The organism is Mesobacillus maritimus, assembly GCF_044803185.1.
GTDB classification, from domain to species: Bacteria; Bacillota; Bacilli; order Bacillales; family Cytobacillaceae; genus Mesobacillus_B; species Mesobacillus_B maritimus_B.
In genome coordinates this window covers 5,637,800-5,660,299 of record NZ_CP085225.1, presented here as the reverse complement: position 1 = coordinate 5,660,299, position 22,500 = coordinate 5,637,800, and the positions used below count along the sequence as shown (strand labels likewise).

The 22,500-nt window shown below is 38.4% G+C and carries 20 protein-coding genes and 1 riboswitch; of the genes, 16 read left to right on the top strand and 4 right to left on the bottom strand.

The annotated features are described in order from the left end of the window. The first annotated feature begins 147 nt into the window (after positions 1 to 147). Positions 148 to 330: riboswitch (Lysine riboswitch) on the top strand. 74 nt (positions 331 to 404) lie between these two features. The 4 genes from LG336_RS27105 to LG336_RS27090 all read left to right on the top strand — a co-directional run bounded on the left by LG336_RS27105 (position 405) and on the right by LG336_RS27090 (position 4,254). Continuing rightward, positions 405 to 1,205, top strand: coding sequence for an ABC transporter substrate-binding protein (locus LG336_RS27105; RefSeq protein WP_404330577.1), 801 nt, complete (start codon positions 405 to 407; stop codon positions 1,203 to 1,205). 70 nt (positions 1,206 to 1,275) lie between these two features. Further along, positions 1,276 to 1,959, top strand: a complete 684-nt coding sequence (locus LG336_RS27100; protein WP_404330576.1) for an amino acid ABC transporter permease — start codon at positions 1,276 to 1,278, stop codon at positions 1,957 to 1,959. Then, positions 1,956 to 2,678 (top strand): amino acid ABC transporter ATP-binding protein, encoded by a 723-nt coding sequence (locus LG336_RS27095; protein WP_404330575.1) that lies wholly within the window; start codon positions 1,956 to 1,958, stop codon positions 2,676 to 2,678. The genes LG336_RS27100 and LG336_RS27095 overlap by 4 nt, the downstream gene beginning before the upstream one ends. An 886-nt stretch (positions 2,679 to 3,564) precedes the next feature. Further along, a complete protein-coding gene (locus LG336_RS27090; protein ID WP_404330574.1) occupies positions 3,565 to 4,254 on the top strand; it encodes a DNA-binding response regulator in 690 nt (229 codons plus the stop codon). Positions 4,255 to 4,646: 392 nt separating this feature from the next. On the opposite strand, the gene rluF is transcribed toward LG336_RS27090, so the two are convergent. The 3 genes from rluF to LG336_RS27075 all read right to left on the bottom strand — a co-directional run bounded on the left by rluF (position 4,647) and on the right by LG336_RS27075 (position 7,880). After that, positions 4,647 to 5,354, bottom strand: a complete 708-nt coding sequence (gene rluF, locus LG336_RS27085) for a 23S rRNA pseudouridine(2604) synthase RluF (protein ID WP_404330573.1) — start codon at positions 5,352 to 5,354, stop codon at positions 4,647 to 4,649. Positions 5,355 to 5,662: 308 nt separating this feature from the next. Beyond that, on the bottom strand, positions 5,663 to 6,448 hold the full coding sequence (locus LG336_RS27080; RefSeq protein WP_404330572.1) for an SDR family NAD(P)-dependent oxidoreductase: 786 nt from the start codon (positions 6,446 to 6,448) through the stop codon (positions 5,663 to 5,665). Between the two features lie 241 nt (positions 6,449 to 6,689). Beyond that, positions 6,690 to 7,880 (bottom strand): coenzyme F420-0:L-glutamate ligase, encoded by a 1,191-nt coding sequence (locus tag LG336_RS27075; protein WP_404330571.1) that lies wholly within the window; start codon positions 7,878 to 7,880, stop codon positions 6,690 to 6,692. Between the two features lie 137 nt (positions 7,881 to 8,017). Here LG336_RS27075 and LG336_RS27070 point away from each other — a divergent pair, with 137 nt between their 5' ends. The 6 genes from LG336_RS27070 to LG336_RS27045 all read left to right on the top strand — a co-directional run bounded on the left by LG336_RS27070 (position 8,018) and on the right by LG336_RS27045 (position 14,077). After that, complete coding sequence (locus LG336_RS27070; RefSeq protein ID WP_404330570.1) at positions 8,018 to 8,905, top strand: LysR family transcriptional regulator; 888 nt, start codon at positions 8,018 to 8,020, stop codon at positions 8,903 to 8,905. A gap of 209 nt (positions 8,906 to 9,114) precedes the next feature. Beyond that, the gene (locus tag LG336_RS27065; RefSeq protein ID WP_404330569.1) at positions 9,115 to 9,798 is read left to right on the top strand and encodes a GNAT family N-acetyltransferase; all 684 of its coding nucleotides are present in this window, start codon (positions 9,115 to 9,117) and stop codon (positions 9,796 to 9,798) included. Between the two features lie 103 nt (positions 9,799 to 9,901). Beyond that, positions 9,902 to 11,482 carry a BCCT family transporter gene (locus tag LG336_RS27060; RefSeq protein ID WP_404330568.1) on the top strand — a complete coding sequence of 527 codons (1,581 nt, stop codon included), beginning with the start codon at positions 9,902 to 9,904 and terminating at the stop codon, positions 11,480 to 11,482. A gap of 314 nt (positions 11,483 to 11,796) precedes the next feature. Next, positions 11,797 to 12,306: a diaminobutyrate acetyltransferase gene (ectA, locus tag LG336_RS27055; protein ID WP_404330567.1), complete on the top strand. Its 510-nt coding sequence runs from the start codon at positions 11,797 to 11,799 to the stop codon at positions 12,304 to 12,306. A 75-nt stretch (positions 12,307 to 12,381) separates the two neighbouring features. Then, positions 12,382 to 13,662 carry a diaminobutyrate--2-oxoglutarate transaminase gene (ectB, locus tag LG336_RS27050; protein WP_404330566.1) on the top strand — a complete coding sequence of 427 codons (1,281 nt, stop codon included), beginning with the start codon at positions 12,382 to 12,384 and terminating at the stop codon, positions 13,660 to 13,662. Between the two features lie 13 nt (positions 13,663 to 13,675). Then, on the top strand, positions 13,676 to 14,077 hold the full coding sequence (locus LG336_RS27045) for an ectoine synthase (protein WP_404330565.1): 402 nt from the start codon (positions 13,676 to 13,678) through the stop codon (positions 14,075 to 14,077). Positions 14,078 to 14,216: 139 nt separating this feature from the next. On the opposite strand, the gene LG336_RS27040 is transcribed toward LG336_RS27045, so the two are convergent. Continuing rightward, positions 14,217 to 14,588 carry a DUF3899 domain-containing protein gene (locus LG336_RS27040; protein WP_404330564.1) on the bottom strand — a complete coding sequence of 124 codons (372 nt, stop codon included), beginning with the start codon at positions 14,586 to 14,588 and terminating at the stop codon, positions 14,217 to 14,219. 344 nt (positions 14,589 to 14,932) lie between these two features. On the opposite strand from LG336_RS27040, the gene LG336_RS27035 reads away from it, so the two are divergent. The 6 genes from LG336_RS27035 (at position 14,933) to LG336_RS27010 (ending at position 22,443) form a co-directional block, all read left to right on the top strand. Then, positions 14,933 to 16,612 carry an ABC transporter substrate-binding protein gene (locus tag LG336_RS27035; protein ID WP_404330563.1) on the top strand — a complete coding sequence of 560 codons (1,680 nt, stop codon included), beginning with the start codon at positions 14,933 to 14,935 and terminating at the stop codon, positions 16,610 to 16,612. Positions 16,613 to 16,783: 171 nt separating this feature from the next. Further along, complete coding sequence (gene opp3b / locus LG336_RS27030) at positions 16,784 to 17,713, top strand: oligopeptide ABC transporter permease (protein WP_404330562.1); 930 nt, start codon at positions 16,784 to 16,786, stop codon at positions 17,711 to 17,713. A 1-nt stretch (position 17,714) separates the two neighbouring features. Next, positions 17,715 to 18,869, top strand: coding sequence for an oligopeptide ABC transporter permease (gene opp3C / locus LG336_RS27025; protein WP_404330561.1), 1,155 nt, complete (start codon positions 17,715 to 17,717; stop codon positions 18,867 to 18,869). Between the two features lie 16 nt (positions 18,870 to 18,885). Further along, complete coding sequence (locus LG336_RS27020; RefSeq protein WP_404330560.1) at positions 18,886 to 19,935, top strand: ABC transporter ATP-binding protein; 1,050 nt, start codon at positions 18,886 to 18,888, stop codon at positions 19,933 to 19,935. After that, complete coding sequence (locus LG336_RS27015; protein ID WP_404333298.1) at positions 19,935 to 20,870, top strand: ABC transporter ATP-binding protein; 936 nt, start codon at positions 19,935 to 19,937, stop codon at positions 20,868 to 20,870. The genes LG336_RS27020 and LG336_RS27015 overlap by 1 nt, the downstream gene beginning before the upstream one ends. Positions 20,871 to 21,270: 400 nt before the next feature. Next, a complete protein-coding gene (locus tag LG336_RS27010; RefSeq protein ID WP_404330559.1) occupies positions 21,271 to 22,443 on the top strand; it encodes a TraB/GumN family protein in 1,173 nt (390 codons plus the stop codon). The last annotated feature ends 57 nt before the right edge of the window (positions 22,444 to 22,500 follow it).

Sequence of the window (22,500 nt, the reverse complement as noted above, 5' to 3'; positions counted from 1 at the left end):
TAAAAAAATGTATCCCAGAAGATAAAACCCGTCAAGTCTTTTAATTTGGATAAAAATTCAATTAAAATTATTATTGCACTTGTTAAAATATTTATTTATACTGAAGGAAGTTTCGTTAAACTAAATATAAAATCCTCATCAAGCATTAGATGGGGTAGAGGTCGCGATTGTTATTAGTATCCTATTGGAGATTTAGTGAAATCTATGAAAATAGGAAAAAGGATCAATTGCCGAAGCTTCTGAAATCACTTCTTTCAGAATGCTGGGTTTGCACTCGAATAGGGGCAAAACTGTCACAGTTCCTTGGAATTGTGGAGAACTATCTTCACCAATGCTAATCGATGAGGGTGTGCAGAACACCGTTACATTGACGGTGTTTTTTTATTATCTAGGGGGGAATATTTATGAAAAAGTTTGGGTTTTTATTAGTTACAGCAATGATGTTGATTTTAACTGCTTGCGGAACAGAGAAGAGTGATGGGGCAGAAAAGACAGCAAATGAAAGTGCTTCTAAGCATGAGTTAGTAAAAGAAGGTGCGTTAACATTCTCAATGACAGGGCAGTATCCACCGTTAAACTTTAAGAAGGATGATAAATTGACTGGATTTGATGTTGAAATTGGAACAGAAATTGCTAAGAGGATTGGGCTTGAAGCAAACCCTGTAACTAATACATGGGAAACGATTATACAAGGATTAAAGGCAGGGAAATATGATGCAATTATCGGAAGTATGACTGCTACACCAGAGCGTGATGAGCAAGTTGATTTCACCAATCCATATTATTTATCTGGTGCACAGATTTTTGTAGCAGAAGGCAATTCCGATATTCAATCAAAAGAGGATTTAAAAGGCAAAAAAATTGGCGTAATTCAGGCGAGTACTTGGAAAGACATGGCCGAAGAATTATCTGATCAAGTGAAGGGCTACCCAACAGACGTCAATGCACTTCAAGATTTGGCGCTTGGACGTTTAGATGCCGTGATCACTGATAAAATTGTTGGTGTTAGTGCAAAAAATGAAAAAGGCTTAGAAATTAAGGAAATAGGCGATTTACTGAATGAAGACCGTGTAAGTGTAGCTGTTGCAGAAGGAAACAAAGAGCTTGCCGAGCAAATTAACGAGGCCATCCAATCGATGATTGATGATGGTACGTATGAAAAGATTAGTATGAAATGGTTTAATACAAACATCATGGAAAAGTAAGATAGGAAAAATTTTTAGTGTAAGCACCTGATGTGGGTGCTTGCACTATTCAACGAAGGAGGTACGCATCGTGATTTTTTTGGAAAATATTATCGGCATTTTTAGTGAGCACGGAATTGCTTTTTTGAAAGCTTCTTGGATGACGATTGCTATAACGGCAATCTCGCTAGTATTTGCGATGGTGATTGGCGTTATTTTCGCGGGCTTTAAGATTTCCTCTAGTAAAATACTACATCTTATTGCGGATATCTATATAGGTATTATTCGTGGAACGCCTCTCATTGTTCAGATTATGTTCCTTTATTATGGACTTGCCAATATAGTGAACCTCGACAGCTTCACGGCAGGGGCTCTGGCATTAGGTGTTCATACAGGTGCATACATTGCGGAAATTTTTAGAGGAGCCGTGCAATCAATTGATCGAGGACAGATGGAAGCGGCTAGGTCGCTTGGAATGTCCTACTCTCTTGCAATGAGGAGAATCATTTTCCCACAGGCTTTCAAAAGAGCAATTCCGTCTCTAGCTAATCAGTTTATTATTGGCTTAAAAGATTCTTCTCTTGTTGCCTATATTGCTGTGACTGACCTATATAACACGGCTCTTAGTGTACAAGGTGAAAACTATATGCCTTTTGAAACGTATTTTGTTGTAGGGGTCTATTATTTGATTATCGTCCTGATTTTCACATGGGTTGCTAATCGAATTGAAAAGAAAATGGATGTCAGCAAACCTAAGGAGGGCGTAATCGTATGATTAAAATTAGCAATCTTTCAAAATCCTTTGGTAAGCTTGAAGTATTAAAAAATATTAACCTAAGTGTAGACGAGAAAGAGGTAGTTGTTCTGATTGGTGCCAGTGGCTCTGGCAAAAGTACTCTGCTTCGTTGCCTAAATTTTTTAGAAGTGGCAGAGCGCGGTGACATTATCATTGATTCTGAAAAAACAGACCTAGCAAAAACAAACTTAAATAAGGTAAGAGAAAAGGTAGGAATGGTGTTTCAGCATTTCAATCTTTTCCCCCATAAAACAGTAATAGAAAATATTACTGAAGCACCGATTTTTGTAAGAAAAGAAACAAAGGAAGCAGCGAGTTCAAAAGCAATTGCCCTTCTTAAAAAGGTAGGTTTAGAGGATAAAGCCAACTACTATCCTGAACAATTGTCCGGCGGGCAAAAGCAGCGGGTAGCAATCGCAAGAGCACTAGCAATGGAACCAAAAGTGATGCTTTTTGATGAGCCGACTTCAGCATTGGATCCTGAACTTGTTGGTGAAGTGCTACAGGTAATGAAAGATCTGGCACGTGACGGGATGACGATGGTGATTGTAACGCATGAAATGGGATTCGCAAAAGAAGTAGCGGACCGAGTCATTATGCTTGCAGATGGAAATATTATTGAAGAAGGACATCCAAATGATATCTTTGTCAATCCAATACATGAACGTACTAAAAGGTTTTTGAACCAAATATTGTAGAATGTAATAAAACCTGCCTTTGGAGTATTCAAGGTAGGTTTTTAATCTTTTAGGCTCTTTTCTCAAACTTTGTTGATCTTGGATACAAATTCGGGTAGATTATGATTTGTTTCACTACAAAGTACACTTTTTATAATGAGAAAAGAGCGCGCGCAAACTTCTTATCACGTACCAAATAGTTTTTCTTGCGTTAAAATCGGCTTTAGGATTTTAACAACAATCTTTACGAAAACAGTCATCCTTTATTAAGTATAAACCTCATATTGAAGCATCACGGTGAACCATATCAGGTTTATCCCAATGCCTCCCCTTAAGGTTGGGGAGGCTTGATTATAAAGGGTTTTCTTAACGAAAATATAGATGGTAAGAACAGTTTTTTCGATATAGTAAAAATAGATTGACAAATCTAAGGGGACTATTAAACTAAAAATAGTTCCATCCTCAAAATTCTTCCTTACATTATCTTTTCTTTCTATATTAACTCTCCTTGCAAGTCTTTATTTGCCTTTTATTTTCCCCAATTTAAGAAACAGTTCACTTCTTTTTATCACTCATTAATTTTAAAATCCTTTCCAAAGTTCAAATGAAAAAAATGGAGATGATTCATTCCTGCGTTTAATATGTATGCAGCTTAAATGCCCATGTCGTGGATCATTCTTATGAAAAGAGGGATATCACATACTATCTGGCAAATACCAGATATTTTAAGTTTGAAGTATGGTTCTTGAATATGATTTTACAGTTCCGATTGAGGAATAGTTAAAGGTCACTGAAGATAACACCAAAAATAATAGTAGAAGAGATTGAGGGATGAACGGTTTTAAATGATTATTAGTATGTTAAGAGTCATGTAAAAGAACGACTAATGGATAGGAGGAGGGGTCCTATGGGACTTGAAGAGGAATACCAGACCTTTATGAATGCTCACTTGCAGGCAAGAACCGGTGAACCGTTGCGGCGCTTACAAGAAGGTCACAAACATGCTGAAAAGTTGTTTTTGAAGCAAGTATGGTGGCCCTTATTCCACCATTTTCGGTATCTGCATCCAGAATATGAGGTCGATGATTTCAAGGATGGCAAGAGGTATTTGGACTTTGCTTATATTCGTCCCACCATCCGGATTTGCCTTGAGATTGACGGGTATGGCCCTCACTTACAGAACATAAGCAGATGGCAATTTTCCGACAGCCTGGAGCGTCAAAACCAGTTGGTGATTGACGGATGGACCGTGATCCGCTTTTCATATGACCAAGTTAACGAGAAGCCTCGTCGATGCCAACAAATTATTCAGCAAGTGATTGGCCGATGGCTGGGGGATGAAATGGATCAGACCACTCTGTCCTTAGTCGAAAAGGAAGTACTTCGGCTAGCGATTCGAAAAGGAGAAGCCATATCCCCTATAGAAGTCGAGAAGTATTTGAAGCTAAGTGGCAAGACGGTTAGAAAAGTACTTTCTCAACTAGTCGATAAAAAGATGCTGATTCCCACATCTGGGACCGTGAGAGTTCGTTCTTATCGATTAGGGGACCAGGTTAGACACTTTGATCTGATAAATAGAGGGAAAGATTCCCCTTAAATTAGGAAATAGCACTGAAAAAAGCTTAAATAGAGGGAGAAATTCCTCTTATTTGGCTCGAAAACCGTGAAAATAGGTAATTTTGCTATGATAAGCGGAAAAACTCCCCTTATTTACCCCGAAACGAGCTCTAATCTACATTTAACGGAAAAATCTCCGCTTATTTTTCTATCGCTGGTTACGGGGGAAAACCCAAAAGCAGTAGTTGGCCCAACAATTATTCGATAATAGCTGGGAAAGGCCGAATGAGACTCCCTAGAAACAGAAAAATGGGTGAATCAGTTCATAGTCCGATTCACCCCCATTAACATTTTTGTTAATCCTTTTAAGATCCCTTTTCAGGCTTTTAGCTGTTCCTATCGACTTAAAAATCTTTTAATAAGCAATCTTCCTTACCATTCCTTTGGTTCATAGTTTAGTTCTCTAAATAATTGTGTGCGCTCTTTTTTTGATAAATCTTTCCATTGTCCAGGAGGAAGATTCCCTAGATGGATATTCATGATCCGAGTTCTTTGCAGTCTGTAGACTTCATATCCTAACGCTTCGCACATGCGTCGAATTTGGCGGTTTAACCCTTGAGTTAAGATAATTTGAAAATCAAATTTCGATAACGGTCTTACTTCACAAGGAAGTGTTTTTGTACCTAATATTTTTACACCTTCAGACATATTCTTTACAAATTCTGGTGTGATAGGCTTGTCTACTGAAACGATATATTCTTTTTCATGCTTATTTTCAGACCGTAAAATCTCATTGACGATATCACCATCGTTTGTTAGAAGAATTAACCCTTCTGAATCCTTATCCAGTCGCCCGATATTAAAAATTCTTAACGGGTGATTCACTAAATCAATAATATTTCCCTTTACATTCTTTTCTGTTGTACTTGTAATCCCTACAGGCTTATTTAAGGCAATATAGACATTATTTCTAGCTACCCGAACCGGTGCTCCGTTTACTAGGACATCATCCCCAGGCTGGACTTGATCGCCTATTTGTGCACGTTTTCCATTGATTGTGACTCTTCCTTCAGCAATTAATTTATCCGCACCTCGCCTTGATGCTTTTCCAGCTTCACTAATATATTTATTAACGCGCATGTTAATCACGACCTTAAGTTTGATAATTGTTATTCGTGTAACAAATATACCTTATTTTATAGAGTGAATCAAAAACCTCATTTAAATAAAATAAGGTGGACCGTCCATAGGAAATGAGGTTTTTAACCAATATATAGCATCCACTAGGACGGTCTTTGCAGAAGAACCTTCTCCAGTGGTGAATCTGGAGATTAGGAAAAGGTAGGTGGTAAGAGGTATTAGGACTCAAATAAAGACATAAAAGAGAGGTTTTCAAAAAATATTTTAACAGAGGCTTACTGATATCTAACAAACCTAACTAGATGGTTTTAGAGTGTTTTTATCTTCTTAGCAATGATGTCTGTTGCCTTTTTGGGATTTAAACGATATAAAAAGTCCATAATTTTTGAATCGTTACCGGCTAATACTCGGTATTTTTTATTTTCCATACCTTCAATAATGAGTGCAGCAGCTTTATTTGGGCTGAGCATTTTATATGAATGGCTTTCTACTCCTTCCATTTCAATTCCGGAGTTTCGGACGAGATTAGTGTCTACTCCACCCGGACAGACAATCGTAACTCCTACATTAGTACCTCTAAGCTCTAAATGAAGTCCTTCTGTTAACATTTTTACAGCGCCTTTTGAAGCGCAGTAAATCGATTGGAGCGGGACAGGAAGAAACCCACCCATGCTTGAAACGTTTGTAATGTAAGCCTCTGGTCGACTTAAAAGGTGTGGTAAGAATGATTTACACATATAGAGCGTACCGTAAAAGTTGACATCCATGACCCTTTGAATTTGTTCATAATCAAGATCATTCAGGCTACGAAACGGTTGAATAATTCCTGCATTATTAATAATTCCATCTATGCATCCATGAACAGCAATGATTTCTTCAGGAAGCTTTTCCACATCATCTCTGTTAGCTAAATTAGCAATATGCGTTGAAATCTTGTCGCCATAGACTCCTGTTAATGACTTTATTTCCTCTAGCCCGGATTTGTGGAGGATTGCTGCGACTCTAGCTCCTTTTCCTAAAAGTTGAGTAACGAGTTCTCTCCCAATTCCGCCACCAGCACCTGTTACGACAATGACCTTATTGAATACTTTCATACCATTCCCCCATATTTTTGTAATAAAAGTAAATCTACTTAATATACATATGTGAGTTACTTATATGAAATTCTCCTAATTTAGATATCTTTGGTAGCAATCACCTCATTTTGATACGTGGCAGGGAGCCGTATCACAAGGTAATTTTATTATCAGAAATTTAACGAACAGAAGGTTATTTAAAAGAAATTAAATGAAAAGAAAAAGGATGCCTATGAAGGCATCCCCTTTCGTTTTGAAACTACTTTGTATAGTTATCAAAGTAACCTTTAATATAAATGAATGGTGTTCCTTTATCGCCACTGCCAGAAGTTAAATCAGAGAGTGAGCCGATTAAGTCAGTAAGCTGACGAGGGGTTGTACCTTGTGCTTCCATCGCACCAACCAAGTCTTCATTTTTGTTTACGATGTATTCAGAAATGGCTTGTTTTAATTCTTCTCCACGAAGATGAGAGAAGTTATTATCCGCCAAGTATTTTAATTTCACTTCGTTTGGAGTACCTTCAAGTCCTGCTGTGTAAGCGGGTGATACAACCGGGTCAGCGAGCTCCCAAATTTTTCCGACAGGGTCCTTAAACGCTCCATCGCCATAAACCATTACTTCCACAGTTTTACCAGTTAATTCCTTGATGCTCGCTTGTATGCCTTCAACAAGTGGTTGGCAATTATTTGGGAATAATTTCACACTTTCTTCAGTTGCTTTATTTGATCCTAGTAAACCATAGGCTTCGTTAAAACCGTTCCCATTGATTGACTTAGTCAGGATATCATCCAGACCGTATACCTTCTCGGCACCGTTGTTTGTGAGGATACGTTTGGTTCGGAAACGTGTGTGAATATCACAAGTTAAAACACTCTTTGTATAATCTAAAATTGTTTTAGGATTGTTTGAGAAAATGACTTCGCAGCTTGCACCTTCAGCTTCTACTAAACTTTTATAGTATTCGATATAGTCAACACCCGTAAACGTATGTTTGTTAAAACCAAAGTGCTCACGGAATTCAGCTTCTGTAAGTACATCTGTCCAAGGGTTAACCCCTTTAACGTCTAATTCATCAATATTGACAAGGTGGTTTCCAACCTCATCTGATGGATAACTTAACATTAGGACAACCTTTTTAGTACCTTTGGCAATTCCCCGTAGGCAAATAGAAAAACGATTACGGCTAAGAATTGGGAAAATCACCCCAACTGTATCATCACCAAATTTAGCATTTACATCTGCGGCAATGTCGTCGATGGTTGCATAGTTTCCTTGTGCACGCGCCACGATTGACTCTGTAACTGTAACAATATCGCGATCTTCAATTGAAAAACCCTCGACTTTTGTAGCATTTAATACTGTATCGACAATGATTTCCTCGAGGTTATCCCCTTTATTAATGATTGGTCCACGAAGACCTCTTACGCTAGTTCCAACTACTCTTTCCAAATGAATCTCTCCTCTGGTAACACTCAAATATGTATAAACTATTTAATAACCTTTGTTTACTTCACGTTTTACTATACCCTTATAACGTGATATAAGTAAAATTAATAATTATAATATCTGTTATTAGGAGAACTTATATGATAGGGAAATTGGATTTATATCGGGTATTTAATGTTGTCAGCCGAAATAATAGTTTTTCAAAAGCAGCAGAGGAACTCTATATGACACAGTCTGCAGTGAGTCAATCCATTTTGAAACTTGAGAAAGAATTAGAAGTTCAACTTTTTTACCGAACATCAAAGGGGGTAGTATTAACGAATGAAGGAAAATTATTAAATGATCACGTAAACTCAGCTTTAGGTATGATCAACGCAGCTGAAAGTAAGCTTCTAGATTTTAAGATGTTGAAAAATGGGGAGCTTTGTATCGGTGTTGGAGATACAATCTCTCGCTACTTTTTACTACCATATTTAGAGGACTTCCGTTTTAAGTATCCTGGAATCAGGTTAAAGATTCTTAATGGAACAACTTCAGATATCATTGCTTTTATTAAGTCGGGAGCGGCAGATGTCGGAATATGCAATTTGCCCATATATGATGAACATCTCGAGATTATCCCGTGTAAGGAAATTCATGATATTTTTGTCTGTGGGACAAAGTACAAAAAAATAACGACAAAACCAGTTCGTTTAGAACGTTTAATGGAGTTACCATTAATTTTTTTAGAAAAAAAGTCAAATTCACGGATGTATGTGGAACGTTTTATAAGAAAGAAGGGTTTACACGTTTCCCCGGCATTTGAGCTTGGATCCTATGATTTGGTCATGGATTTCGCAAAAAATAACTTGGGGATTTCATGTGTGATAAAGGAATTCTCGGAAGAGTATTTAAATAGAGGCATTTTATACGAAGTATTGTTAGAAGAGAAGATTCCAAGCCGGAGTATCGGAATAGTGAGTTTAAAAATGGTTCCGCTATCACGTGCCGCGGAAAAGTTTGTTGGAAGCATTACTAAACCTCGTTAGTACACTATTAAGTACCAGCGCTACTTGTGTACATTTTTTTGTAAGATGGGAAGCTTTACAGCCTCCCATCTTACATTAGATTTAACACTGTGTAGGAGGATTAAGGTAGAAAATGACCTATTGTCCTTTTCGTGAAATGATATTTCTGCTTAGTGATGATACAATACCGTAAATGATAATGAGGGGCTTAAGGGGGAGGAGTGCTTTTAATGGATTATAAAAAGCGACTGGTATTAAAAAATGGAGAGCGTAATTCTGAGGTGGTTATCCGGCAATACACACAGAAGGATTTTGTTGATTTAATTCAAATTCAGAAGGAAAGCTTTCCGCCTCCGTTTCCGTCTGATTTATGGTGGAATCAAGAACAATTAAGCAAGCATGTGCAATTGTTTCAAGAAGGGGCCTTGTGCGTAGAAGTGGATGGGGTATTGGCTGGATCGATGACGGGTTTATTGGTTCATTTTAATCCAGCTGAACCGCACCATACTTGGGAGGAAATGACCGATAATGGCTACATCCGGAACCATGATCCCAAGGGGAATACCTTATATGTAGTAGATATTTGTGTCCGCCCGTACTACCGAAAAATGGATTTAGGGAAGTGGCTAATGCAGTCGATGTATGAAGTAGTCGTTCATAAAGGTGTGGAACGACTACTTGGTGGAGGTAGAATGCCTGGCTACGCTAAGGTAGCAAAGGAAATGAGTGCAGAGCAATATTTAGAGGCAATCGTTAAAGGAGAACTGAAGGATCCTGTGCTCACATTTTTGCTTCGCTGTGGACGCACACCGCTTGGGATAATTGGAAATTACCTAGAAGATGAAGAATCAAAAGGCTTTGCTACGCTTATGGAGTGGAAAAACCCATTTCACTCATTAAAAAGTGATGTTTAGAGAGAGGTCTGAGCCCTCTCTTTTTTCAATAACCTGGATTCCTTCCCTTTAAAACTCAAAAAATAGGGTAATAATAAACGAGAGATTTTTTGGGGGGACTGACATGAATAACAATAGCTGGAAGAACACTGTATTTTTAGTGTCGGCCATCGTGATATCGATACTCGTTGTATTAGGAGCTCTAGTTCCAAAACGATTTGGTGAAGTAGCAGGGAAGCTGTTTAGTTTTACAACCATAAATTTTGGATGGTTTTACCTATTAGCCGTTTTTATTCTGATTATTTTCCTAGTCGGTCTTGCCATCAGTAAATATGGAGCAATCCGTTTAGGGGGAGAAAAAGAACGTCCTGAGTTTAACTTTTTTACTTGGATTGGGATGTTGTTCTCTGCTGGCTTTGGGGCAGGGTTAGTTTTCTGGGGAGTTGCAGAGCCGATGAGTCATTTTTTCTCGCCACCGACACATGGGACAGATCCCCAAACGGTTGAGGCTGCGCGTCTTGCAATGGGGTATTCCTTTTTTCACTGGGGTGTTAGCCAGTGGTCGGTATTTGCAATTGTTGGACTCGTAATTGGTTTTTTACAATTTCGAAAACAGAAGGATGGCCTAGTCTCCACTGCATTAGAGCCGGTCACAGGAGACAAACCCGCAGTAAAAAAAACCATTGATTCCTTAGCTGTTATTGCAACCGTTATGGGGATTGCAACCTCAATTGGTCTAGGGGTTTTGCAAATGAATGGTGGGTTAAATGTGGTCTTTGGAATGAATAATTCAGTCGGCGTCCAAATGATCATTATTATCGTTATTTTCATTGCATATATGTTATCTTCCTCAACGGGATTGGAAAAAGGAATAAAATACTTAAGTAATCTGAATTTAGGCCTAGCCATTGTCCTTTTATTATTTGTCTTTTTTACTGGACCGACAGTGTTTATCTTAGAGTCTTTTACTTTGGGTTTGGGAGACTATTTAACTAATTTTGTCCAGTATAGCCTGAGATTACAGCCATACAGAGGCGGAACCTGGGTGCGCGATTGGACAATTTTTTATTGGGCTTGGGCCATTGCTTGGTCTCCATATGTTGGTGCATTTGTGGCCCGGGTTTCTAGAGGAAGAACCATACGCGAATACATTATTGGTGTCATGATCATTCCACCCCTTATTGCTTGCGTCTGGATTGCAACATTTGGTGGTACCGGATTGTGGAATGACTTAGTCAATGGGACGAATATTGCTGAAGCAGTTAATGCTGATTTGACCACGGCACTATTCCAGACGTATGAATACTTACCGTTTAAAACGATTCTATCTATATTATCTATTTTGCTGATTTTTACTTTTCTAGTCACCTCAGCAGATTCCGCTACTTATATTCTAGCTAGTATGACGATGTTTGGTAGCTTGAACCCACCGCAATATGCGAAGGTAGTCTGGGGGGTACTAATGTCAGCCATCGCGGCAGTTCTTCTATATGCAGGGGGGCTTGAAGCTTTACAGACAGCCTCACTGATTGCAGCATTGCCGTTCACCATTATCTTAATGCTCCTTATGTTTGCCATTGCAAAATTACTGGCAAAAGAACCTTTGCCGATTAGAAAGGCCGATTTAAGACGCTTCCGCAGACTTGAGGAAGCAGCCAATAAGGCACAGGAAGCTGGAAAAAAGGAAAAAAAGAGAAATAAGTAAGTAAAATATAAAGACCGAGGAAATGATTTGTTTTTCAGATCCTGACTCGGTCTTTTTTGTTGTCATCATTGGGTTTTTACGTATTAAACAGAGCTGAAAAAGTTTTCGTAAAAAATTTAAAATATTTTGTCGATTGGGAGTATTCAGGAGGAAACGGGGGGATTTTGATATCAGAACAAGCTGAGTATACCTTACAACAATTTAGCCTTGATTATATAGATTAACCGTAGAATAAGCGCTTTGACGCCATTTTTTATTCCCGTTATGATAAATAATGTTAGACAAACGAACAAAGGAGGATTCAAAAACAATAGATGATTAAAACATCAGAGTTAGATAAATTGACCTCGTATTCTTATCGAAATCCTACTAAAGAAGATGGGGCAAAAATGTGGGAGCTGATTAAAAATACCAGTAATATGGATTTAAACTCAGCCTATTCTTATCTTATGTTTAGTAATTACTTTGGCGATACGTGTGTACTAGCAGAAGATAAGGATGAAATTATCGGCTTTGTGTCCGCTTTCCGTCCGCCTGCATCTCCTGATACGATCTTTGTTTGGCAAGTAGCTGTAAACGAATCGTATAGGGGGAAAGGAATAGGGAATAAGCTTTTAAATGAGTTGTTGAGCAGAGAAGCATGTGAAAATGTTCACTACCTAGAGGCAACTGTATCTCCTTCCAACCTGCCATCACAATCCCTCTTTAAAGGCCTAGCAAAACGGATGAATTGTCCCTGTGAAGTTTCAGAATGCTTTACTGAAGAGATGTTTCCGGAACCCGGACATGAAGCTGAGCAAACATATCGAATTGGTCCCTTTTAATCAGATAATAAAAACTCATTTGCCACGGTAGATTACAGCTAATTTAGACTGAATATTCCGAAAGGTTGTGTGTAAATGCAAGCTACAAAAGTATTAGATTCCCAATTAACCGTTTTTGAAACGCTTGAATCTGAAGTGCGTGGATATATACGAAGTTTTCCAACGACGTTTGTTAAAGCAAAAGGGTCAACAATGTGGGATGTAAATGGAAAGTCCTATATTGATTTCTTTGCAGGTGCTGGTGCATTGAATTATGGACATAACAATCAAAAAATGAAAGAAAAGCTAATCAGCTACATTGCGGAGGACGGGATTACCCATAGTTTAGATATGGGTACAAAAGCAAAAGCAACCTTTCTGACTAATTTTAATGAAAAGATATTAAAACCTCGGAACCTAGAATATAAAGTGATGTTCCCAGGGCCAACTGGAACGAACACAGTGGAAAGTGCCTTGAAGCTAGCTCGTAAGGTTACTGGACGTGAATTAGTCATCAGCTTCACTAACGGCTTTCATGGAATGACACTCGGCTCTTTATCCATTACAGGTAATTCTTTTAAGCGTCATGGTGCAGGTGTTTCACTAAATCATAGTATGGCAATGCCCTTTGATCAATATTTAGGTGAAGATGTAGATACCGTTGATTACTTAGAACGTTTTCTTGAGGACAGTGGAAGCGGTGTTGCTTTACCAGCAGCGATTATCCTTGAGACTGTTCAAGGAGAAGGCGGCTTGAATGTTGCGAACGCAGACTGGCTGAAACGAGTAGAAGAAATCTGTCGTAGATGGGATATTCTATTAATCGTTGATGATGTTCAAGCTGGTTGTGGACGTACTGGTACCTTCTTTAGCTTCGAGCAGGCTGGAATTGACCCTGATATCGTCTGTTTATCTAAATCCATAAGTGGTTATGGAACCCCAATGGCTTTAACACTCATCAAGCCAGAATACGATATCTGGGCACCAGGCGAACACAATGGAACCTTCCGTGGACATAATCTAGCCTTCATTACAGCCATCGAGGCCTTAAATTATTGGGAAAATGACGATTTTACGAAGGAAATTATCGATAAAGGGCTACTGGTGGATGAGTTCTTAAAAGGGCTTGTATCAAAGTATCCAGAATTAGAGGGCGAAGTTCGTGGGAAAGGGCTCTTTAGAGGAATTGCTTGTGGCGTTGAAGGATTGGCTGATAAGATCTGTGCCCAAGCATTTGAAAGAGGTCTCATTATGGAAACTTCCGGGCCAAATAGCGAAGTGTTTAAAATCATGCCAGCCTTAACCATTGATTGTGAAACCTTAAAGCAAGGTTTTGCCATAATAGAAGATAGTGTAAAGAACAGTCTCACCAACTAAAGGAGGAATCACCGTGATCGTAAAAAATTTAGACGAAGTTATAGGATCAGAAGATCATGTAAAGGGAGAAACATGGGAAAGTAGAAGAATCATCTTGAAAGATGCCGGTATGGGTTTTTCTGTACATGATACGATTATTTATGAAGGAACAGAGTCAATGTTTTGGTATAAATACCATCAAGAAGCGGTTTATTGTGTTGAAGGAGAAGGAGAAATTGAGGATCTAGGGACAGGAGAGATTCATCCAATTAAACCTGGAACTTTGTATGCGCTAGTAGGACATGAAAAACATCTGCTTCGTGCGACGAAGGGCAACATGAGAATGGTATGTGTGTTTAACCCACCATGTACAGGAAAAGAAACACATGACGAAGAAGGTGCTTATGCACTTCCAAAAGAAGAAGCTAACTTATAATAGAAGATATTAGTACCTAGTAGTGATAAACGTGCACCTATATAATAGAAGATACTAGTACCTAGTAATGAAAAATGAGCGCCACATATAATAGAAGAAAGTGCCCCTAAGTAGTAAGGGCACTTTCTTCTTGTTACGTTTAGTGAAGTATGAAGTAATAGATAATCAGCAAAAGGACTAGTACCAAAATCAAGCTTACACTTTGGAAAATGATTAAATGATAAACACTCGGTTGGACCTTTTCGGAAGGTAGTGGTTTCTCGCGCCATTCTTCCAAATAATCATCTCGATTAAAAAGATTATGATGAAACCTTCTAAATCCAAATGTTATTCCGTCAAAAAATCCACCTTTCATTGTATATTGAATCATAAAAATGAGTGCATAAATGAAACCAATATAGAAGAGAATATTGATATAGTGAAGAAGGTTATATTCATCAGCAATAATCAGATAAAGAATAAGTGATAATAATAAATTGAATAAAAATAGAAACCATTTATTTTTGAGCATTGTCGTCACCTTTATAGTTAATTTTTAGAAAAGGCAGTGAATGAATGTAGGACCGTTCAAATTATACTATATATAATTTAAACTACATAGGAAATACTGAATACATATTATCCTAACAAAATGGAATAATTATACATACACACTGATAAATACCCGCCATCATTGTAAGAAATACTGACAAAGGCGGGATTTCCATGATTTGATTTTATTATAATATAGTATTTTTTGATTTTTTTATTTATTTAAGCTTTACAAAAATACTAAAATCGGGATATACTTTCCTTAGCTTCTGTTTAATAGCTAGAATTGCCAGAAAATAAAAATAAATAAGGGGGCATAAACAAATGAAGCGTAAATTTGCATGGCTGTTATCACTTGGCCTAGTACTTAGTATGTTCTTAGCTGCTTGTTCAGGCGGCGGAAACGATACTACAGAAGAACCAGCGGACGATTCCGATCAAGCTGCTGAAGAAACAGGAGAAAAGGTTCTTAACTTTATTAATGGAGATACCATTCCATCGATGGACCCATCAATGGCAACTGATGAGTACGGCTTCCAATTCTTGGGCGCTACAATGGAAGGGCTTTATCGTTTAGACGAAAATGCTCAACCTGTTGAAGGTATTGCAGTAAGCCATGAGACAAGCGAAGATGGTCTTACTTGGACTTTCAAGTTACGTGAAGATGCTAAGTGGGAAAATGGTGACCCTGTAACAGCAAACGATTTCGTTTATGCTTGGCAGCGTGCTGTTAACCCTGATACTGGATCTGAATATGGCCCATACATGATGGCTGGCGTAATTAAGAATGCTGAAGCTGTAAGCACAGGGGAAGCAGAAGTTGCAGAGCTTGGTGTTAAAGCAGATGGCGACTATACATTAGTTGTTGAGCTTGAAAACCCAACTCCTTATTTCCATTCTTTAACAACTTTTGGAACATTCTTACCTTTGAACCAAAAATTTGTTGAAGAACAAGGCGATAAATTCGCAACAAGTACTGAAACTTTATTAGCTAATGGACCATACAAGTTAGCTAACTGGGAAAGTACTTCTAATGAATGGGAATTAGTTAAAAACGATACTTACTGGGATGCAGACACTGTACAGTTAGATAAGATGACTTATGTAGTTGTAAAAGACCCTCAAGTAGGTGTAGATTTATATGAAGAAGGTACAGTTGATCGCGCAGGTTTATCGTCTGACCTAGTTGACCAATATGCAACACATGATGACTATGCTATCACTCCTGAGACTTCTGTTTTCTACTTTAAGATGAACCAAACTAGAAACGAAGCTCTTGCAAACGTAAATATCCGTGCTGCACTAAGCAGAGCGTTTAACAAAGAAGATTTAGTAAATGAAATTCTTAACAATGGTTCAATCGTTGCAAACGGTCTTATTCCTAAAGACTTCGTTACGATTCCAGGCACTGAAAATGATTTCCGTGAAGTAAGTGGTGACCTTGTAACATACGATGTTGAAGCAGCGAAAGAATTCTGGGAAAAAGGTTTAGAAGAATTAGGAACGGATTCAGTTTCACTTGAATTCCTTGGTGGAGATACTGAAACATCTAAGGTAATGAACGAATACCTTAAAAATCAACTTGAAACAAATCTTCCAGGTTTAACAGTAACATTGAAGCAAGTTCCTTTCGAACAACGTCTTGACTTAGATACTAAGCAAGATTATGACCTTCAATTTGCTGGATGGGGTCCTGACTACCTAGATCCTTACACCTTCCTAAGCCTATGGATTACTGATGGTGGTAACAACAAAATGGGTTATTCAAACGCTAAGTATGATGAGTTACTAAAAGAAGCCGCAACTACACTTGCTCGTGACAACGAAGCTCGTTATGAAAACTTCTTAGAAGCGGAAAAGATTCTTTTTGAAGATGCAGCAATTGCTCCTGTATATCAACGTGCAATGGCACAATTGATTTCTCCAAAAGTTGAGGGTGTGTTCGTGAACCCGTTTGGAGCAACTTATGAGTACAAATGGGCTACAGTAGGATCTGCTGAATAAGCAGGTTGGTGTTTTCTAAAGAATATTCCTAGCAAGTAATAAGACCAAGAGAGTGTGTGCTTTTATGGCATATACTCTCTTTTCTCCTTTTTGAGGGAGAGAAATCAGATAATAATAAAAATTGTTTAGGGTAATATAAAAAAATCTTGAAGTAAATTAGGGGGTGCAGGAATGACTCGCTATATTCTGCGTCGTTTATGGTACATGTTCATTACATTATTCATCATTGCCTCGGTTTCATTCTTCCTCATGAAGTTGCTACCAGGTAGTCCATTGAATGCTGAAGATAAATTAAGTGAACAGCAAAAAGCTATTGTTTTAGAAAAGTATGGTCTTAATGATCCTGTTCCAGTTCAGTATGTTAAGTACATTGGTGGGCTTGTTCAAGGGGATTTAGGAATTTCATTTGCATTTGATAATACACCTGTTTCAAAAATATTAGGGGATAGAATAGGGCCTTCAGCGTTATTAGGTTTCCAAGCATTAATTATAGGAACAATAGTCGGTATCCTCTTAGGATTAACTGCCTCAATCTTCCGTAATGGGCCTCTTGATTACTCATCGACAATTATTGCTGTATTAGGAACATCTATCCCATCCTTTGTATTTGCTGGTTTATTGCAATATGTTTTTGCCGTGAAGTTAGGGTTATTCCCTGTAGCACTGTGGGGAAGCTTTGAACATACGATTCTTCCTACGATTGCACTAGCGATTCATCCAATGGCTACGGCTGCTCGTTTTACACGAACTGAGATGGTTGAAGTTCTTCATTCAAACTACATCACAACGGCACGTGCCAAAGGTGTGAATGAGTCTGGCATCATTTGGAAACACGGACTTCGTAATGCCTTGATTCCACTTGTTACAGTAATTGGCCCAATGGCCGTTAGTTTAATGACTGGTTCAATGGTAATTGAGCAGATCTTTGCGATTCCTGGTATCGGGGAGCAGTTTGTAAAGTCTGTAATGGTAAATGACTATCCAATCATTATGGGAACTACGTTGATGTTTGCTTTCTTATTTGTTGCGATTATCTTAGTAGTCGACCTCCTTTATGGATTAATTGATCCTAGAATTAGACTTGCAGGAGGAAATAAATAACATGGATAACAAAAATCAAAACAATATACCGAAGGAACTTTTTAAGCCGCTTGTTCGTGAAGAGGATACAAGCGAAAGGATTTCAAGTCCTAGCAGGACCTTTTGGCAAGATGCTAGAAGAACATTGCTTGCTAATAAAATGGCGATGTTCAGTATTTTCGTGCTTGTTTTCATCATTGTTATGAGTATTGTAGCACCTATATTTAATGAATACGGTAATGATGACCAAGATTTGTCGAGAGCAAAGATGCCACCACGTGTTCCCGTGCTGGAAAACATCTCTTGGTTAGGGTTTGATGGTACTTTAAAAGGGACTTACAAGGGTAAAGATGCTGAAGATGCTACTAGAAAAGCCGTTGCTAGATATGGAAATGATGAGGACTTTATTGATATTGAGGTCCTTAAACAAGGAGATGGCAGCAAGAACTCTGCTGAGGTAAAAGCTGTTTACCATATCTATGAAGCAAAGGATTTACAAGATACGTACTTTTGGATTGGAACTGATACTTTAGGTCGTGACCAATGGACACGTCTTTGGTTAGGTACAAGGGTATCATTAATCATCGCTTTTGTGGCAGCCATTATTGACCTTGTTATTGGTGTTGCCTATGGTGGTATTTCTGGATTCTATGGTGGGAAAGTCGATAACTATTTACAAAGAATTGTTGAAATTCTAGTTGGTATACCAAACTTAGTTATTATCCTACTGATGATGTTAGTTTTACAGCCGGGAATTGTTTCAATTGTTATCGCCTTAACGATAACCGGTTGGACAGGCATGGCCCGAATAGTAAGGGGAGAAGTCTTAAAAGTTAAAAACCAAGAATTTGTTCTTGCAGCCCGTACTTTAGGAACGCCAAACGGGACAATCATTCGAAAACACTTGGTTCCTAATATTAGTGGAATCATTATCATAAACACAATGTTTACGATTCCAGGCGCTATCTTTTTTGAAGCCTTCTTGAGCTTTATCGGTTTAGGGATTGTTCCTCCAAATGCATCCCTAGGTTCGTTAATTGATATTGGATTTGATAACTTAAGACTTTATCCGTATCTACTTGTATTTCCTGCAGTCTTAATTTCAGTAATTATGATTGCGTTCAATATTGTTGGGGACGGTCTGCGTGATGCATTTGACCCTAAAATGCATAAATAAAAGGTAGGTGTTTATAATGAGTAAATTATTAGAAGTTAAAGATTTGAAAGTTTCATTTGACACCTACAACGGTGAAGTGCAGGCTGTTCGAGGTGTTAGCTTTGATTTAAATAAAGGTGAAACATTAGCTATTGTTGGGGAGTCAGGATCAGGTAAATCCGTTACATCAATGGCTTTAATGCAACTCCTTGCTGGACAAGGATATATTAAGGATGGTCAGATCCTTTTAGAAGGAGAAGATCTAGTAAAGAAATCTGTAAAAGAAATGCAGAAAATTCGTGGGAAAGACATCTCTATGGTTTTCCAGGATCCAATGTCATCTCTAAATCCGACAATGAAGATTGGAAACCAAATCATGGAGGGGCTTATTAAGCATCAAAATATGAGCCGTGAAAGTGCTAAGAAGAGAGCTCTTGAGCTTCTTAACCAAGTAGGAATTCCGCAACCAGAGGTACGTATTAATCAATACCCACACCAATTCTCTGGCGGAATGCGTCAGCGTGTTGTCATTGCGATTGCCCTTGCTTGTAATCCTAAGGTTCTCATTGCAGATGAACCAACAACGGCACTTGATGTTACGATTCAAGCGCAAATCCTGGAATTGATGAAAGATATTCAAAAGGAAACAGACAGTGCAATCATTTTCATTACCCATGACCTTGGTGTAGTAGCCAATATTGCCGATAAGGTAGCAGTTATGTATGCAGGAAAAATTGTTGAAATGGGTACAGTGGATGATATTTTCTATAACCCTAAACATCCTTACACATGGGGATTATTAGGTTCAATGCCTACATTGGATAGCACGGATGAAGAATTATATGCGATTCCTGGAACGCCTCCGAATATGCTTAAACCGCCTAAAGGAGATGCATTCGCTCCAAGAAATCAATTTGCCTTGGAAATTGATACGCAGATGGAGCCACCAATGTTTAAAGTGTCTGATACACATTATGCGGCTACTTGGTTATTGCATCCTGATGCACCTAATATTGAACCACCTGAATCTGTCAAGCAGAGAATGCTAGGGTTTGCTAATACAGGTCGCAAGGATGGTGAAAAGTGATGACAAGAGAAAAAGTGTTAGAAGTAAAAGACTTAAAAAAACACTTTTCAGCAGGTAAAAATAAAGTAATTAAAGCGGTAGATGGAATTACTTTTGATATCTTTAAAGGGGAAACCTTTGGCTTGGTTGGTGAATCTGGTAGCGGAAAGTCAACTGCGGGTAGAACCATCATTCGTCTTTACGATGCAACAAGTGGGGAAGTTAAATTTAATGGTGAGGATGTTCATGGTCAAAAAAACCGAGAGCAACTACGAAAATTTAATCGTAAAATGCAAATGATTTTCCAGGATCCATCATCATCACTAAATCCGAGAATGACTGTTCTTGATATTATTGCCGAAGGTATCGACGTTCATAAACTTGCAAAGAATGATGCAGAACGGAAAAAGAGAGTAGAAGAACTATTAGAAGTAGTTGGTTTAAATAAAGAGCATGCCACTCGTTTCCCACATGAATTCAGTGGTGGTCAAAGGCAAAGGATTGGGATTGCCCGTGCCCTTGCCGTTGAACCAGAATTTATTATTGCGGATGAGCCAATCTCTGCTCTAGACGTATCCATTCAGGCACAAGTAGTCAACCTTCTTAAAAAATTACAGAAGGAAATGGGACTAACTTATTTGTTCATTGCCCATGACCTTTCAATGGTAAAATATATTAGTGATCGAATTGGCGTAATGTATATGGGGAACCTAGTGGAACTAGCAGATAGTGATGAACTATATGATAATCCCGTTCACCCCTATACTAAGTCGTTATTATCTGCGATTCCATTGCCAGATCCACGCTATGAGCGTGAGCGTCAACGGATTGCCTATGACCCGATGGCCCATGATGCGAGTGAAGAACCTGAATTTAGGGAAATCAGACCAAATCACTGGGTTCGTTGTACGACGAAGGAATTCGAACAATATAAAAAAGAACTTGCTAAAAAGTAAGTTGAAAAACCTCATTGTTGTTTAGGCAACAATGAGGTTTTTTGTGTAGAACAGACGTACCAGAATCGAGTGTTGAGATAAACTTTCATTTAGGTTTACTAGACGAGTATTGTATAATGGGAAGAAGGATAATTCTTTATAAAGGCTCTTTTCTCAAACTTTGTTGCTCTTGGATACAAATTCGATTAGATTAAGCTTTGTTTCACTACAAAGTACCCTTTTAATAATGTGAAAAGAGCGCGCAAACTTCTTATCACGTACCAAATAGCTTATCTTGCGTTAAAATCGGCTTTAGGTAGTAAAAATTGGCTTTAAGATTTTTACAATTTTAACAACAATCTTTACGAAAACAGCCTTTATAAAAGTACTTATAGACTGCTGATAAAAGGAAGGTACATATATGCCTTATGAAAGTGATAATATTTCAAGGATTCATCTAGATGGTAAAGAGTATATCTTGATTGGAACAGCCCATGTTTCGAAGAAAAGTGCAGAGCTTGTAAAAGAAGTGATTGATACCGAAAAACCAGATTCTGTTTGTATTGAACTAGATCAACAAAGATACAAGTCCATTAACGAGGGAAACAAGTGGAAGGAAATGGACATCTTTAAAGTGATTAAAGAAAAGAAGGCCTCATTGCTTTTAATGAACTTGGCTATCTCTTCCTTCCAAAAGCGAATGGCCAAACAACTAGGTGTGCAGGCAGGTCAAGAGATGATTCAAGGGATTGAATCAGCGAAGGAGAACGGTGCCAAGCTCGTTTTAGCTGACCGGAATATCCAGGTAACCTTCTCACGCATTTGGGGCAACCTTGGGCTAAAAGGAAAGGCTCTCCTACTTAGCCAAATCGTCTATGGAATTTTTAGCAATGAGAGTATATCGGAAGAAGAGCTTGAAAAAATGAAATCGCAGGATATGCTAGATTCAATGCTTCAGGAATTCACCGAGAGTTTCCCGAGGTTGAAAAAGCCACTAATCGACGAGAGAGATCAATATCTCGCACAGAAAATAAAGGAAGCTCCAGGCGAAAAGATAGTTGCCGTTTTAGGGGCTGCACATGTTCCTGGCATCAAAGAGGAAATTAAGAAAGACCATGACTTAGCTAGCTTAACAAAGCTACCACCAAAGTCAAAAGCACCGAAAATCATAGGATGGTCGATTCCTATTTTGATTTTGCTTATCATTGCCTATACGTTTATTGCGAACCCATCTGCAGGCTACCAACAGGCGATTAGCTGGTTAATATGGAATGGATCGTTATCAGCCATTGGGACCGCTATTGCCTTTGGTCACCCGTTAGCGGTTTTAACAGCCTTTATTGCTGCGCCGATTACCTCCTTAAACCCTTTGCTCGCAGCAGGCTGGTTTGCTGGTGCTGTCCAAGCCTATATGCGTCGTCCGAGTGTTAAAGATTTTGAAACCCTTACGGAGGATGTCTTTAGCGTGAAGGGATTTTGGCAAAACAAAGTCACACGTGTGTTACTTGTAGTTGTTCTTGCAAACCTAGGAAGTTCATTAGGTACCTTTATTGGGGGAGCAGATGTTATTCGTCTGTTTTTTGAAAACCTATAATCTCAAGGCTGATTTTTTAGATGCTGATTGAATAACTAGCAAAAGTAAAATAAGTGG